14 protein-coding genes are annotated in these 16,113 nt (G+C 50.6%); 3 read left to right on the forward strand and 11 right to left on the reverse strand.

Annotation, left to right across the window (positions count from 1 at the left end; translation table 11 throughout):
• Nucleotides 1-455: 455 nt before the first annotated feature.
• A complete protein-coding gene (locus tag L4C36_RS14145) occupies nt 456-1,382 on the reverse strand; it encodes an IS5 family transposase (RefSeq protein WP_428478445.1) in 927 nt (308 codons plus the stop codon).
• 95 nt (nt 1,383-1,477) lie between these two features.
• Nucleotides 1,478-2,236 carry an RluA family pseudouridine synthase gene (locus L4C36_RS14150; protein WP_428478446.1) on the reverse strand — a complete coding sequence of 253 codons (759 nt, stop codon included), beginning with the start codon at nt 2,234-2,236 and terminating at the stop codon, nt 1,478-1,480.
• 220 nt (nt 2,237-2,456) lie between these two features.
• On the opposite strand from L4C36_RS14150, the gene L4C36_RS14155 reads away from it, so the two are divergent.
• Nucleotides 2,457-3,140, forward strand: a complete 684-nt coding sequence (locus L4C36_RS14155; RefSeq protein ID WP_428478447.1) for a DUF6933 domain-containing protein — start codon at nt 2,457-2,459, stop codon at nt 3,138-3,140.
• Nucleotides 3,141-3,417: 277 nt separating this feature from the next.
• Here the strand turns inward: L4C36_RS14155 and L4C36_RS14160 are convergent, their stop codons facing one another.
• Together L4C36_RS14160 and L4C36_RS14165 are read right to left on the reverse strand one after the other, a co-directional pair.
• On the reverse strand, nt 3,418-4,212 hold the full coding sequence (locus tag L4C36_RS14160) for a hypothetical protein (RefSeq protein WP_428478448.1): 795 nt from the start codon (nt 4,210-4,212) through the stop codon (nt 3,418-3,420).
• Between the two features lie 167 nt (nt 4,213-4,379).
• A complete protein-coding gene (locus L4C36_RS14165) occupies nt 4,380-4,637 on the reverse strand; it encodes a hypothetical protein (RefSeq protein ID WP_428478449.1) in 258 nt (85 codons plus the stop codon).
• Nucleotides 4,638-4,851: 214 nt separating this feature from the next.
• Here L4C36_RS14165 and L4C36_RS14170 point away from each other — a divergent pair, with 214 nt between their 5' ends.
• Both L4C36_RS14170 and L4C36_RS14175 read left to right on the forward strand, forming a co-directional pair.
• Nucleotides 4,852-5,373, forward strand: a complete 522-nt coding sequence (locus L4C36_RS14170; protein WP_428478450.1) for a M23 family metallopeptidase — start codon at nt 4,852-4,854, stop codon at nt 5,371-5,373.
• Between the two features lie 11 nt (nt 5,374-5,384).
• Nucleotides 5,385-6,026, forward strand: coding sequence for a YdcF family protein (locus tag L4C36_RS14175; RefSeq protein ID WP_428478451.1), 642 nt, complete (start codon nt 5,385-5,387; stop codon nt 6,024-6,026).
• Nucleotides 6,027-6,077: 51 nt separating this feature from the next.
• On the opposite strand, the gene L4C36_RS14180 is transcribed toward L4C36_RS14175, so the two are convergent.
• From L4C36_RS14180 to L4C36_RS14210, 7 genes are all read right to left on the reverse strand, one after another.
• Nucleotides 6,078-7,301 carry a GGDEF domain-containing protein gene (locus tag L4C36_RS14180; RefSeq protein WP_428478452.1) on the reverse strand — a complete coding sequence of 408 codons (1,224 nt, stop codon included), beginning with the start codon at nt 7,299-7,301 and terminating at the stop codon, nt 6,078-6,080.
• A gap of 236 nt (nt 7,302-7,537) precedes the next feature.
• Entirely contained in the window at nt 7,538-9,751 is a 2,214-nt protein-coding gene (locus L4C36_RS14185) for a type I secretion system permease/ATPase (RefSeq protein ID WP_428478453.1), read from the reverse strand.
• Nucleotides 9,744-11,771 (reverse strand): bifunctional diguanylate cyclase/phosphodiesterase, encoded by a 2,028-nt coding sequence (locus L4C36_RS14190; protein WP_428478454.1) that lies wholly within the window; start codon nt 11,769-11,771, stop codon nt 9,744-9,746. Before L4C36_RS14190 ends, L4C36_RS14185 begins: the two co-directional genes overlap by 8 nt.
• Nucleotides 11,768-12,532 carry a transglutaminase-like cysteine peptidase gene (locus tag L4C36_RS14195; RefSeq protein WP_428478455.1) on the reverse strand — a complete coding sequence of 255 codons (765 nt, stop codon included), beginning with the start codon at nt 12,530-12,532 and terminating at the stop codon, nt 11,768-11,770. The genes L4C36_RS14190 and L4C36_RS14195 overlap by 4 nt, the downstream gene beginning before the upstream one ends.
• A gap of 2 nt (nt 12,533-12,534) precedes the next feature.
• The gene (locus tag L4C36_RS14200; RefSeq protein WP_428478456.1) at nt 12,535-13,185 is read right to left on the reverse strand and encodes an OmpA family protein; all 651 of its coding nucleotides are present in this window, start codon (nt 13,183-13,185) and stop codon (nt 12,535-12,537) included.
• Nucleotides 13,186-13,195: 10 nt separating this feature from the next.
• On the reverse strand, nt 13,196-14,557 hold the full coding sequence (locus L4C36_RS14205; RefSeq protein ID WP_428478457.1) for a TolC family outer membrane protein: 1,362 nt from the start codon (nt 14,555-14,557) through the stop codon (nt 13,196-13,198).
• Nucleotides 14,558-14,562: 5 nt separating this feature from the next.
• A complete protein-coding gene (locus L4C36_RS14210; protein ID WP_428478458.1) occupies nt 14,563-16,041 on the reverse strand; it encodes an HlyD family type I secretion periplasmic adaptor subunit in 1,479 nt (492 codons plus the stop codon).
• Nucleotides 16,042-16,113: the final 72 nt, after the last annotated feature.

Genomic DNA, 16,113 nt, shown 5'->3' on the forward strand with positions numbered 1-16,113 from the left:
GTATACGGCATTGTATTTAAATTACAAATTGTGCATCCTTCGGATGCTGGGGCGAGATTACTAATTGGTAAATGCAATGCCTATATTCACCCCTGACGAACCAATAAATATAAAAGAACACCCCCTAATACTAAGTGATGAGGTTAATGCTCACTGGGGTGCTTACATAAATCAAACTATTGAACTACCCGCAAGATAATGCGCCCATAATCATTTAGGTGTGATTTGGGTGTGTTAATTTCATCTATGTTTACGATTAATGATTCGATTTGACCTTGATATTTCTATTAATATACTTCAAGGCTTACTATAATTAATTTTTGGCTTAGGAATGGATGTATTAGTTTTAATAGTGACAATTACTTTAATTGCTTACGGATGGCATTACTACGATTCTAAGGGGCTTTGTTGATCAATTCAGATTCTGAGCAGAGAACTCCCATTTTTACGAGCGGTTAATCTGCTTGCCGTGTTTCAGGCATACCTAGCCTTGTGAGCTTATTTAACGCTCTAACACCAGCGTAAGACTCTGCTACTTGTGCATCATAATCTCTCATCGACAACGAGGGATTGATCAGTTTCTTATAACGAGACATACCAGTCTCGGAGATTGAACGAGAATGATAGCCTGATATGGATTTCCAATGTTGATTACAGCCATGAATTCGTTGGTTCGCCACCGCATGATTTCTTGGATGCCCATCCTCCCAATATGCTGCACCTGTTCTTGGCGGTATCAGTGCATTGGCTTTTTTACTCATGATTGCTTGATAGCACCGACGGGAATCATAGGCTCCGTCACCCGATATAGCCTTAATTTTTCGGTGAGTTTGTTTAAGTAACTCTGGCAATACTTCACTATCAGTGACATTAGAGAGGGAGAGTTCGGCCGCGACAATTTGATGGGTAACAGCATCAACGGCAATGTGTAATTTTCGCCATACTCGTCGTTTGTCCTTACCGTGTTTTTTCATATGCCATTCACCTTCACCGAATACTTTGAGGCCCGTTGAATCAATGGCTAGGTGACGAATTTCGCCCCTGACTGGCATTTTGATGCTGATATCGACAGTCTTTGCCCTTTTACTAATACTGCTGTAATTAGGGCACTTTAAAGGAACATTCATTAAGGTAAAAACCGAGTCCATGAAACCTTGCAGTGAACGAAGTGATAAGCGGAAGATGCTCTTCACCATCAGTGCCGTTGTTATTGCCGTATCAGAATACTGGAAACCTCGACCTCGCCGACCATGATGAATTGAGCAATTCCAAGCTTTAATCGCCTCTTCATCGACCCAAAAAGTAAGCGAACCTCGGTTGATAAGAGCCTGGTTGTATTCTTTCCAGTTATGCGTTCGGTAAGTGGCTTTGTTCTTCTTCATCTATTTCGTCCAGTACAACATCCCACCCAGCAAATCATTAAGGTTGAAATGCGTGGGTGCATGTTGGTTGTGGGTTAAATCGCATTGCCGATCATTCAAAACGGACTCGGACAATGCCCATGAATCGGCTCGCCGGTGGCTGGATGAATAAAGTCAATCTCACTGGCATGCAGCATTAACCGCGTGGTATGGATAAGTGTGTTATCCGCGTCCATGTAGGTACGCGATTCTGGGGTGTTATAAAGATCGCAGCCCAAAATAGGATGGCCAAACTCAAGGCTGTGGATCCGCAGTTGATGAGTACGGCCAGTCACCGGGCTGTATTGCACTAACGTTCTTGGTGGGTTATCCAAACGCTCGATTACCTGATACTCACTGATGGCACTTTTGCCTGTCTCGTGGCAAATTTTCACGCGAGGAAACAGTGCGGCATCTTTGGCTATGGGCGCAGAGATTTGGCCACAGTCCGTATCCACCCAGCCTGCTAACATCGCAAGGTAACGCTTTTTCACTGTTCGTGCTTGAAACTGCTGATTCAGACTTTTTGAAGCCACAGGGTTAAGTCCCACCACCATCATGCCTGATGTGCCGAGATCTAGCCGATGTGGCAATTTTGCTTCTGTAAACGCTGGCGTTGCTTCTTCAGTCGGTGTCGCGCTTTGACCGTTCACTAAACGGTAATGTACGGAATCCCAATTCAGCGGATTTTTGCCGGACAAACTGAGTAAGCCACTGGGCTTATTAATCAATAAAATATCATCATCTTGATACAGGATCTCGACGCGATCCTGGCATGTTGGTGCCACAAAATGATCAATGATTTCACTCGTCGTAGACGTGTCAGATGTCGACATGTAAGGGGCCTAGTGTAATAACAAAGAAAGGCCCTGATTATAGTGTTGTCAGGGGCGCTGGCCACTATTTTGTCGCTAAACGGGTTTCATTCCGATGGGTATATGCCGTGTGTGTTTTCCCTTTACTCTCCGTTGGGGAGTATGGTAGGAAGTGCTGTAAGTATATAAACGTCGTTCAGCCCGGCGTTTAGCACAGAATCAATAACAAGGATTACCGTAAATGCTCGTTTTTAACTGCACGAAAGCAGCGGCAGACTTTTTCACAGTAACACGCAAAGGGGAAAAGGTTTCGGCACTTGAACCCGCGCCGCATAAAACCATCGCAGAGTCGGTACAAAATCCCATATTTCCTGATGATGTTGATACGACAGAAAGTGGCGGGTTTCAGTGGCAATGGGTGATTCATTGTGTCTCGATTAAACGCAAAAAGTATCTGATGGTGATGGATTATCACAGCCGTTTTTGCGTCACGCTACTAGCGGGAAAAAAGGGGGATATCAACGCGTTTTTAAATACGTTTGAACCGATGTTAAAGGCCTGTTTGCACAGTCTTGCCGATGAAGGCGGTATCAATAACACTGAGATTCTCAGCCTCATCAATCATTACGATAGAGAGATAAACGGTTGCGCTTTTCATCCACGCAGTGACCGAAGCGTTCAAGCTCATATCAACGATGTACACTGGCATCTTGAGCGTCATTGTTATGAGGATGGGATGTTGCTGGAAGATGTGGACTTACTGGGCTTTAATCTGTTTTCAGGCCAGTTCCCTCGCAAAAGTAAAGATAGAAACGCGTACTTTTTCCCCAATGAGGAGCTGGTGACGCGATGGCAACAATGGGCAATGGCGTCTAAGCCAATAGAGACAAGTAATGTATTCCTTCTCAGTGATTATAAAAAGTAGGGAGTAAGGACGCATAAGGCACTGATAACCATGCCATGTCAGTTTTCCGCAAGCGCTCACCGAACAGTACGCTCTCGTGAAATGTCTTTTTCTATCTTTTCATCATGGTTGTCATGATCAATGCAGGGTCAAGCATGGCGACGTAACGCTTTTTCACCGTCTGTGCCTAAATCTAACCGATGTGGCAGTTTCGCCTCAGCAAAAGCCGGCGTGGCTTCATCGGTTGGAATTGATGAATAAAAGGTTTAGGGCGAGGACCCTAAACCTTAATACTGTGCTACTGGGCGATACTTAGCGCATCAAAAGGCTGCCCAGGAGGATTGCTATACATCGTGCGTAATACGCGCTCTGCATTGTGATTAAACGCACCGCCATTACCAAAGCCATCAAAGTGATTGCTCATGCCAAGGGCGTGGCCTAACTCATGCAGGGTCACTTCATCAGAAGCAACCGTTGTGCAGCTAGGATCTGGGTTTGCGCTATCGATATTGATCCAGCTGAATGTATCGCCGACAGGTTGGATGATGCTGTAATCCAGTTTAACACTGTGTGCAACAATGTTAGTCGTCATTGGTCCGGTTGATACTGTCCCCGAACTACAAGGAGAGAGTGCGGTACCTTGACTCCAAATGAAACCCCACTCCGTAGGAATATTTGAGTAATCAATATTACTTATGTCGCTGATATCCAGCGTGATCACGCCTTTTCTATCAAATAGCGGGTAGCCGATTAAGCTTTCTGCTTTGTCCATTGCGCGGGTAAAACGTGGATCTTCAGCATTCAGGAAATAGACAGGGATAAGTTTCCCCTGAGGCCAACGTGTTAAGTTGGGAGCCTCATCAGGCGCGCTACCGTCCTCAAAACAATACACGCTGTAACATGTCGCCCATGTAGGATCTATTTGCCCCCAAGCGCCATGAATATTTTGAGTACATAGGCCCCCTGCGGCGGTATTGGTGCATTTTACAATTTCAGCAATGTTTGAATCTGGTACAGGGCTGTCATCACTATCACTGCCACCACAACCCGCCAGTAGGCCCGTAGCGAGCATCAAAGGGAATACATACTTCATAAACTTACCACTCCAAAACGTATCAAAAACAATAATTCCATTTCTATCTATGAATGCATCAATAGGGAATCTGGCGGATTATATGCGAATTTTCAATAATTTGAAGTTGTTTGATGTCTTTATGCTGCATTGTGGGGGATAAATTATCCGTACCCAGATACGGCTATTCAGCCCTGACGCTCCGACTTCGCGATAGCGTATTGCATCCACACATGGCATTGAATGCAATACAGCGCCAAACCATACACGCTAAGCAGCAAGGCAAGAAAGAGGAAGTCGGTGTAAAGGCGACACAGCACACTCCCAATCATCAGTGTCGCCATGGTGCGGGTGAATTTCGGTTGTGGGTCAAACCGCATTGCTGGCCAATACATCATAAATTTAGCGGTAAAAATTACGTATACGATATTATTAACAACGTCCATGTTGTCTCCATCAAATCGAAGCCTATGTTCCCGTCAATATATATCGCAATCGAGTATGGATGATGGGTGCGTGGTTGATGTGTGGTTGATTTTTGTACAAGTGCGAGTGGTGTCATCTTGTGGCGAGAAACTTAATGCTTTGCTTTTCATCACATAACCACCGTACGCATAATGGTCGGATGCGCAGGTGATAGATGACAAAGGAAAAATAAGCATGGCATGGGCAAAACGGATAGCTTGTGGATTGGGGATGGTGTTGGGCGTGGGATTACTGTTCCCTGCCACCACGGTGATCCCCGTGCAAAATGCGCAGTGTAATGATTGGAACCACAAAACCTTTTGGTATGAACCGTGGGGCTCGTCGGGTACGCACAAAGGTATCGATATTTTTGCCAAGCAAGACACACCCGTGATCGCAGCCAGCAGCGGGGTGGTACTGTATGCTGGCCAGCTACCGAAAGGCGGCAATGTGGCGGCGGTGCTGGGGCCGAAATGGCGCGTGCATTATTACGCGCACATGGCATCCGGTGCCGTGTCAGTGGGTGATTGGGTATCGGCTGGCGAGGTCATGGGGACGGTGGGCCAAACGGGCAATGCCAAAGGCAAACCGGCGCATCTGCACTATTCGGTGCTCACTGTGGTGCTGTATCCGTGGTTAGTCACCACCGAAACCCAAGGGTGGAAGAAGATGTTCTATCTTGATCCGGTTAAGGCGTTTGAACGCTGTCAGGGGTAATGGGGCAGGGAATGAAATGTATAACACGAGTAGTCATCGTACTGGGGATCTTGCTGCTGAGTTATGTTGGCTGCGTGGCAGGCAGTATTGCATGGTATGCCGAGCGCACCTTAACCGCCTCCACCCATTTAGTGCGTGATGCCGGTATCAATACCCATAACAAAACCAATACTGTGCCCTTGGCCGATGCGGCGATTGTGTTGGGCGCTGCAGTATGGGATGGTCAACCTTCACCTGTGTTTGAAGAACGGATTAAACACGGGATCTGGTTGTATCAGCACCAACGGGTTAATACCTTGATTTTCACTGGTGGCGTTGGCGCGGGGGATACCCAAACGGAAGCGCAGGTGGCAAAAGGGTACGCTATTGCGCACGGTGTGCCTGCATCGGCTATTTTGCTGGAAGGACGTTCAAAATATACCCGTGAGAATTTGCAATTTGCCAGTGAAATGACAGTAAAAGCGAACTTGAATACCGTGCTGATTGTCAGCGATCCACTGCACATGAAACGCGCCATGCGGATGGCGACAGATTTTGGGTTGCAGGCCAAACCCTCTCCGACACCCACGACCCGTTATCAGAGTGTAAAAGCCAAAGCGAAGATGTTGTGGTCTGAAACCAAGTATTACTTGGGGTATGTATGGTTTGGTTGATGTTCAATGCGGGATCCACGCTACCGGTGAATCCCGCATTACTCAGTCAACTTAGCTTTGCTGGCGCTTTTTGTGGCGGTATAAATCCATGTCGGCATCATGCATGGCGCTGTTTAACGTGTCATAAGCGTCAAACTCAGCCATACCTGCTGAAAGACTGACAAAAATGTCGTCCTGAACGGGGGTTGAGGCGAGTATGTTATTCACCTTTTCTAATTTTCTTTCGATGCTGAAGGCGTTTTTGTTGATCGCGATGATGATAAATTCATCGCCACCGTGGCGGATCACAATGTCTTCATCCGTAAAGGTATTTTGAAGGGTTTTCGCAATATGGGCGATGGCCAGATCGCCCATGTGATGCCCATAGGTATCATTGATCTGTTTGAGTTTGTTCCCGTCAATGGCAATGAGCACATGCTTTTTGGAGGCCGTGAGTTTTTTCTTCAGTCTTTTAGACTGAAGTACTTTTCGGTTGTAGCACCCCGTTAATTCATCAATCATACTGTCATGCTCTAACTTTGATTGCGCCGCTGCCTTTCTGTTATACAGTTCGACCACATAGAAAAATGAACCAAAGATGACGGCGCCAGACAAGAAAATTAAGACAATCGGCAGATAGGAGATATAGATCACCATGATGACCTTGTTGTCTAACGAAAAGGCCATTTTGTAAGAGAACGATGTTGATTCGGTGAAGTTGTGCATATTCAGGTACAAGATGCCCTTTTCCATGTGGTGGGAAAAATGGGACATGGTGGTCATCGGAATGTCCGAAAAATGAATATCCGTTTGCACGTCACCAATATTTTTATTGTGCAGGTGGATTGGCGCAATCAATGTGATAGTTAATATATTGGTGTCTTTATCAATATGCGGTTCACTGAAGACGATGTCATCGTCTAAATCCTTCGTTTTGATATAATGGGTACAAGCTCGGAATTTATCACAATATTCTTTTGAAAAAAGATATTTAACATCAAACTGGCCATTTTCCAAGAACAACATTGGACGTGAAGAAATCACCGTATTGTACGGATGAATTTTGATATAAATTAAATCAAACAGGGATATCCATGACGGCTTATTTTTATAGATAGACTGAGATTCTGAGTATATCGACTGAATGAGCGCACTATTTTTGGCTTTTTCAATATCACTGCTGTAGATGTTACCATCAAAGACGACATCATGCGTGGGTTTATTATCTGCGACTTGAGAAATAAATTTTGAATATAAGTAAACTTGCGCTTTATTCGATTCAAAAGTATGGATCACATGTTTATATCGGTCGCTATAATGCGTGAAATATAAGTAGCCAAAAATAAGGGTGGTGACTAGCGTTAAAGTGAACGCAATGCCACAATATTTATGATTCTGTTTTACTGTCATTTTTTGTTGTTTTTATTGTTGAGCTTTTGTTCTAATTTTATCCTCTTTGAAGGGATAGGGAAAGTCCACTATTCCGTATATGGCCGTCATTATCAAAGGATTTGAGTCAGAAGCCCCTAGGGCTACGGACTGCCCTGGCTTACCCCCTGTTTAAGTTTCGCCAACACGGCGCTTTTTTCACCATCTAACACCACATTGCCGTTATCTATCACGATCACCCGTTCAACCGCGTCTAACAGGCTGGTTTTGTGCGTAAACAATACGACGGTGTGGGTGTTATCCAATCCCATCAAATAGCGTTTTACATGATGTTCAGCAGCGTTATCCATTTGGCTGGTGGGTTCGTCCCAAATCAATAGGTGTGGCTGACGCAATAGCGCTCGCGCAAGGCCAATAGCTTGTCGCTGTCCGCCGGAGAGTTGCAGTCCGCCTTCGCCGACTTGGCGATCCAATCCTTCTGGTGCGTGCTGGGTAAATCGGGTAACGCCCGCTTGCTCGCATGCCAGTGCAATCTCGGCATCGGTGGCTTGGGGATGCCCCAAGGTGATGTTGTCACGAATACTGCCGTAAAACAGAGTGATGTCTTGCGGTACGCAGCCTATCTGGCGGCGTAATGCCAGTGGGTGTAACTGCTGAATGTCGGTGTGATCAAATCGTACGGCACCACTGGACGGGGAATACAAGCCACACAACAGCCGCTGTAAGGTGGATTTCCCCGCGCCGATTTTTCCGATGATGGCGACTTTCTCGCCGGCAGCAATCGACAGAGTGATCCCGTTGAGCACGGGGCGAGGGGGCGCGGTGCCACTTGATAAGGACATTGAGGCTGCCGCTGGATAGGCAAAGTGCACGTCTTCGCAGGCCATGGCGCCAGTGAGGGCCGGTTTGTCGAGGTAATGCCGTTGCGGCGTGACTTCTTCCGGCATCGCCATGATGTCATTCAAAATCCCTAAGGCCGATTTGGCCTGCTGATAACGGGTCGAGAGTTGCGCCAGTTGCACCAAGGGCGCAAGAGCACGGCTGGTGAGCATCGACACCGCAATCAGTCCCCCCACGGTCAGTTGTCCGGCCGTAATCAAATACACGCCCACCACAATCACCGCTACGGTGACGCTTTGCTGGGTAAAGCCTGATAGGTGCGTGAGCGCATCGGTGAGGCGGCGGGATTTCACGCCCCAGTTGGCCATGTGCGCGATAGCTTGTTCCCATTGGTATTGAAAGTGGTGTTGCGCCCCTTGTTGGCGCACGGTTTCTAATCCCGCGAGGCTTTCAATCAGGTTAGCGTGTTTCTGGCTGGCCAGTTTCGATCCTTGTTCGATGCTGGTGCGCAGTGGCCGTTGTATCAGCACGCTAAACACGATCAGTAAGGCCATGGCGACAATCGGCACCCAAATTAACGGCCCCGCAATGGCGCCGATGACGGCCAAAAACAGCAGGGCAAAGGGCAAGTCAATCAAGGCCGCGACGGTGGCTGAGGTGAACAGGTCACGAATGGACTCGAACTCCTGCAAATGACGGGCAAAGGCCCCGACAGACGGCGGTTTGGCGGCCAGTTTGATGGCCATCACTTTGCGATAAATGGCGGAGGACATCAGTAAATCCGCTTTCTTGCCCGCAATATCAAGAAAGTGGCTGCGCAGTCCTTTGAGCAGTAAATCAAACCCAAAGATGATCGCCATGCCACTCACTAGCACCCACAGCGAATCAAAGGCTTGATTGGGCACCACGTTGTCGTACACCAAGCGGGTAAACAGCGGGGTCGCCACCGCAAACAGATTAATCAATATTGAGGCGATCAATACATCATGGTAAATGCCTTTGGATTGCCACAGCGTGTGCCAAAACCAGTGTTTGTCGTTGCTTTTTTCGGGGCTGCGGGCATCAAATTGAAACTGAGGTTTGAGCAGAAATACGCGATGCAAAAATACCGCATCAAATGCCGCGATATCGACCCAATAGGGAGCCGATGACGATGTCAGTGGCTCAGAAGCAGAAGAAGCATCTGAAAACGAAGGCCTAGTGGGCTCGGTAGCGGGTAACACGGTGCAAGGCGTGATCTGCAGCCGTTGTTGTTCAACGTCTATCGCCAGAATGACACAGGCTTGTTGTGCCGACAGTTGCGCCACCAGCGGTAACAGCATGGGGGTGATTTGGCTGACGGTGAGCGCGGTGTCTTTGGCATCCAGTCCGGCGGTGTGGGCGGCTTGGGTGAACAAATGTGGCGGTAATGTACCGTGTTTCAGCGGTAACCCTGCCAGCAAACTGTCCGGCGCGGCAGGGCGCTGATAATGACGGCAGACGGTGATCAGCGCCTGTAAAAAGGGATCGTCAGTCATGGGTTGTCTCCATGGCAAACCCTTGCATGCCCTCAACACCGAGCGCGGACAGGGTTTGGCGTTGCACGTGCGTTTCGACGCGGGTGGCGATGGTCATGATCCCCAAGTGCTTGGCATTGCGGATGAGGGCAAGCAAGGCATCTTTTTGAGCGTCATCGTCCAAGCGGCGCGTGTAAGCAAAATCGAGTTTGACGTAGCGAGGGTGATAATGGCGTAAGTAGCTGACGGAATTAAAATGTGCGCCGTAATGGTCGATGCCGTAAGTGAACTGGTGTTTATCAATCAACTGGCAAAGGGCCTGCACCGCCTTTGGGGCATGGATAAAGGCACTTTCGGGCAGTTCAAAAATAAGTTGTTGGCTGAGCGTCGGATGTTGGCTCAGGTAAACATCCAGCCATTGCAAGAATCCCCCTGCTTGCAGGGTGTGGTTGGCGATATTCACCGCGACAAAAGCCGACAAGTTCGACAAAGCACCGCCCGCAAGGGCGATCACATAGCAGTCAAAAAAGGTGGTTTCTCCTAAGGCTTCCAGCGCCGGTAAAAATTGGCTGGCGTGATAGGTTTTCCCTTGCCGGTGCAGGCGGGTGAACAACTCTTGGTGCAACGGCTGGCCGCTGGGGGTATAGGCGGTTTGGTAGTGAACATCCATGGTGTGATTGTCAATCGCGTGTTGGCACAACTCCAGCCATTGTTGTTTCCCCCATTGGTGCTGTTCAAGGTGCACGTCATTGCCGATCACGGCGACATGATCACTGTGTTGCTGCGCCAGGGCGAGGGCATTGTCACACTGGGCTAACAGTTGCGGTACGCTGCTCGGCGGTAAGGTGTTTGTTGTAGAGAAGCGGGTTGTCGAGGAGCCAGCTGTTAAAGGATCGACGGTTAAGCTGTCGGATGCGGCGGGCGTTTGTGCATTTTTTACCACCACGCCAGCGGTGACATGGCCTTCCGCGTCAGGGGCATGGGCCAGCTGCACTGCCGTCAGATCGGCCACCAGCGTACGAGCGCGTGCTGACAGTGCCTGCGGTTCGGCCTCGGTGATGATCAATAAAAACTCATAGTGGCTGAGTCGCCCCACGGAATTCGCGGTGGCGTGTTGTGTGGAATGGGGGCTGACGGCTTGCGTCAGGGCTTGGCCGAAGGCGCCCGTCAGTTGAGCGGCGAGTTCATATTGATTGGCTTGGCGCAGATGCTGGATGGCGCTGGCTTTGAGCAGAATAAGGCCACCTTGCGTATCGGGTTCTAACCAGGCTTCTAATTGCAGCAATAGCCAACGACGGTTCCCCAAGCCGGATTCTGGATCTTGATAGGCCCGTTTGCGGAGCACATCGGCTTCTTGTGCTTGTTGGGTTTGGTGTGCTTCCAATTGCTGGGCCATGTGATTGAACGCGGTTACTACGGCATGCAGTTCGCGGGTGGCCGGCGGTGTTAACGGGGCGCCAAAATGGTTATTGGCGATCCCTTGGGCGTTGCGTTCCAGTTGGGCCAGCGGGCGTTTGACCAAGCGGTTGAGCAATATGTTCAGTAAGATCAGCCCGATCAGTAAACATCCAACAAAGGTGGATAGCAGAGTCAGGCTGCTTTGCCACAGTTTGTCGTAAGCCATTGCTGGTTGGGTGGTGACCGATAACGTGCCCAACTGTAACCAGCCGCTGGTTAAGGTGGTGGTGCGGGTTTGGGTGGGGATGTCGACCCACTGTTCAAAGAAAGCCGGCACGCGATCGGTAGTAGCAGGATACCGACGGGTAATTTGATAGGCGGGGTCGAAAATATCCAAGGTAATTTGTTGGTAGTAACTGCCATCAAACACCACATTGATTGCCGCTTCCATTGCCACGGTGTCGCCGCTTTTTACATAGTGCGACAACGGCAGGCCGATGGCCTGAATGGCATTGTCGAGTTCTGCACTTTGCTGCTCAATCAGAAAGCTGCGGGTGGTGTTCAGTTGGCTGTAGAAAATCCCCGCCAACAGCAAGACGAACAAGACCAGTAACCAGAGGAATAAGCGGTTATACAGGGTCATGAGAGAATGACCTCACTGCCCACGATGTGCTGCTGATAATGCGGTGAGGGCACGGAGAAGCGATGGGTATAAGGGGGGATGATCGGTTGTGCCAGTTCTTGGCGACGAAAACGCGCGCGCAGTTGTTCCCATTTTTTGATTTGGCGGGCTTGGCCGACCGCTTTCCCTTCGCCGCGTTGTTTCATCAGCCACAATTGGCTGCCGTTAAAGCTGTAGATCGGTTGCAAATCGTGCCGCTCATTGGCACGTAAAATTTGTGAGGTGAGGTTATCCAACAGCAGCGGAATGGCCGCTGGGGTCGGGTAGTAGGCCAGCACCATGTGGAATTGATTTAAGCGCAGGGCTTTGACGTAAATCAGCCGTAACTTGTTGTCTTCAATCCCCAATTCTCGCAGGGAAAAGTATTTGGCAATGCTAAATTCTTCACAGTCCCCCGCGCCCACCCCCAGAAATTCCAGCGGGGTGGCCCAGTAATCGGTTTTTCCCCAAACGATGGGATCATCTAAAAAGGCCAACGCGTTATAGAACTGATTGACCGATTGTAGCAGGTGCTGGTCGTGTTGTTGGGCTTGCACCGTTTTGATGGTGCTCAACAACTGTCGCCATTGTACGACGCGTTGGCTGGCGGGCTCACCGTAGGCGAGTTTCACCCGCATCACGCTGTGTTGTTCATCCGGGCTGAGCGCCCGTGCGGTATTGGCCGAGAGCCACAGCACTAACAGAATCAGCCAAGTGATTAAGGTGGAAAGGAAATTTGTCATGATTAGGGCTCCGTTGGCTCGGTGCGCAGCGAGAAAATCGTCCACTCATTGAGCACGCTGCCGCGCTCTCCCCGAACACGGGCTGTTACACGGCGACTAAGGGTGTGGGCTTCTTCTTCACTGGCGGCTGAAACGGGTTGGGTGTCACCAAAACCGACGGTACGGATCCGTGCTGGCGTGACACCCAAGGTGGTTAAGTGTTGTCGCACCACCTCGGCGCGGCGTTGGGACAGCGTAAAATTGTAATCGTGGGCACCCACTTGGCTGGCATAGCCTTTCAGTTCGATGTGGGTGTCCGGGTAAGCGGCCAAAAACGCGGCCATTTTTTCGATTTGCGGCAGAAAGTCGGTGGGGATCACCGTGGAATCGTTCGCAAACAGAATGTGCAGTTCGGTGGTGTCGGTGTGCTCTACGATAGTCGGACAGCCATTGTTATCGACAATGGCTGCGTGTGGCGTATCGGGACAGCGGTCGCGGGCGTTGATCACGCCATCGCCGTCATCATCCAGCAAGTCGCGGGACTGTTCGGCCACAGGCGGTGGATCGGCTTCAAGGCTGCATCCGGCAAGGTTTCCAAGCCATAACATCCCCAGCAGCAGGAGTCTGAAAGGCCGTCGGGTGTAACGATAGTGTGTGATTACGTGCTGCTTCATTTGTCTCCTCCTAGCGTACCGAGGTGGACCACGGGGAAGGCACATCCACCCGCATTTCATCCAGCAGTTGGCCGGTGGCATTCAGCACGCGATACTGCGCAAGAATGCCCGCATAGTGCGCATCCAAATAGGATTTGCGCGCTTCAAACAGTTCGTTCTCGGTGTTCAATACATCAAGCAGAGTGCGCTTGCCGATGCGAAATTGTTTTTCATAGGCAATCACTGTACGGGCAGAGGCATCCACGTGTTGTTGCAGGTACAAGGTCTGATTCAGGGCGAGTTCCATGCTGCTCCACGCCAGTTTGGTGCTCTCTTCAAGCTGGCGATAGGCGCGATCGCGTACATCTTTGGATTGGCTTAACTCATAGGCGGCTTCTCGGCTTTCAGCCAAATCAGAGCCGCCGCTGTACAGGTTGTAACGCACACGAATGCCGGCTTTGAATTCGTCGGTGTGGCCGGGGGTACCGTCCAAATCCTCTCCCCATTCTTGTGAGGCTTCTAGCTCGAAGGTGGGATAGAAATTGCCTTTGGCCTGTTTGTATTGATAGTGCGCGGCGTCAATGTCGTTTTTGGCCACAAACAGCACTGGGTTGTTGTCGGTCGCACGAGCGATGGCGTCCGATAAAGTGGCGGGCAAATAGTTCTGATCCACTTCGGGTTTTTCCAGTTGCACGGGCGGGCTGCCGACGGCGCGGAAGAATTCACTTTCTTTGTCTTGCAGGTTATTCCCCGCGGCGATCATATTGGCGTGGGATCGCGCCAGCCGGCCTTCTATTTGCGCTAAATCCGCGGTGGAGCCAATGCCGGAATCGGTGCGTTTTTTGATGTCGCTGAAGATCCGCTGGTGCACCGCGTAGTTATTCTGCGACAAGATCAGCACCTCTTGGGCTTCCAGAATATCAAGGTACAGCTCGGTCACCCGCAGGGCTTTGTTTTGTGCATCGGCCAGCAGTTGAAAGCGTTGGGCTTCCGCTTCGGCCTTGTTGCGTTGAATGTCGTGGTAGGTGATGGAGCCGTCCCAAATCAGCTGACGTAAACTGATGGTCGCATCCAAGGGGTCGTAATCACCGGTGCTGTTGGTGCTGTTATCGTAATCTTCATATCCCGCTCCGGCAGAGACATCCACACTGGGTAAGTAATCGCCCACGGCGGCGCGGGCCGCTTCATTGCGGCTCATGAAGGTGTTGTATGCCCGTTTGATTTCAGGGTTGGTGGCCAGCGTCTCTGCCACCGCTTGTTCGAGCGATTGGGCGTGCACGACGGCAGAGGTCAGGGCTGGGGCGAGGCTGATCGCCAAGGCGGCGGTGATAAACCGACCAATCACCGTGGCACGGGGTGAAAAAGGCAGAAGCCAAGACGTGATGACAGGCATAAGCGTTACTCCCTGAGTGCAGTCTGGCGCACTCTGAGCACCGGATTGAGTAAATATTGCAACACGGTTTGATGACCGGTGATCACATCGGCAGACGCGGTCATGCCGGGAATAATGGGCAGCGGATTGCCATTAGCATCAGTGAAATGCGGTTGGTCAGTACGAATGCGCACATGGTAGAAACTGTTGCCTTCTTCATCGACCGAGGTATCCGCGCTGATGTGTTCCAGCGTGCCCGGCAGGCCGCCGTATTGGGTGAAGTCGTACGCGGTAAATTTGACGATGGCTTTCAGCCCCGGCCGCAGAAAGCCGATGTCTTTGGGGGCGATTTTGGCTTCCACAATCAGGGCATCTTCACTCGGCACGATGTCGATCAAGTCCATCCCTGGCTGGATCACCCCGCCAATGGTGTTGATATGCAGTTTTTGCACCGTGCCATTGACGGGCGAGGTGACCACGGTGCGCGATACTTTGTCTTGCAGACCGATGTGGGTTTGGCGCAGGGCATCCAGTTTGTCGGCCGTTTCATTTAATTCGGCTTGGGTCTCTGCGCGAAAATTCAGGGCAATGTCCAGCCGCTTGTAAATGGCTTCTTGAATGGCCGCTTGCAAGGCGGGGATCTGCATTTTGCTGGCCGTGACATCCCGACGGGCATCATTGACCTGGCGCTTGAGTTTGAGCAATTCCACCCTTGGCACCACGCCTTCATCGGCTAACGGCTTGGTGATGGTGTATTCCTCGTTGGCGAGCGCGTAGCTGTGGCGTTGATTCGACAAGCGGGCTTTGGTTTGGTCTAACTCGCGGGCTTTTTGTTGGATTTGCTGACCGATGACGGAGAGTTGATTGTCCAAACTGGCGAGGCTGTCGCGAAATTCGTCTTGCTGGCGCTGTACCAATGCGGAGTGCTGGTCAGGGAATGTATCAGGAAAGACCAACGCGGCTGGGCGCACGGTGACGGATGTCTGCCATGCGCGGGCCAGTGTTTGTGGTGACATCTTTTGGGTGGTCACACTTTGCAATAAGGCTTGCAGGCGAAGGGCATCGGCGGTTAAACCGGCCAGATCCTGACCGCGCTCCTGTGCATCAGAACGAAAGCGGGTGTCATCAATCTGCATCAGAGGCTGATTGGCCTGCACCGTGTCACCTTCGCGGATTAAAATCGCTTTCACAATGCCTCCCTCAAGGTTTTGCACCACTTGTCGCTGGGAAGAGGGGATCACTTTGCCGTGTCCCCGTGTCACTTGTTCTAACGGTGCCTGCCATGCCCACCCCCCCGCCGTTACCATGAAAATCACCACCACCCACAACAGTACTCGTGCGCGACGGGGCGCCTTCAGCAAAAAGGCCGCTTGAGTGTCATCGGCATACGCCAGCAGTGCTGGGTCGATGTGTCCGGCTTTGTTAATGGCCTGCTGTGCCTGTTCATCGGCTTGCGCTTGATCTTGGGTGTCGCCTGATTGATTAGAATCTGTGGGCTGGTTCATACCGCCTTCTCGATAGGCCTTGGCCTGTGTCTTCATGGTCAGTGTGGGTCTGTGTGTTTGGTTTTCTGCTCG

This window comes from Photobacterium japonica (assembly GCF_050337005.1).
Lineage (GTDB): Bacteria > Pseudomonadota > Gammaproteobacteria > Enterobacterales > Vibrionaceae > Photobacterium > Photobacterium japonica.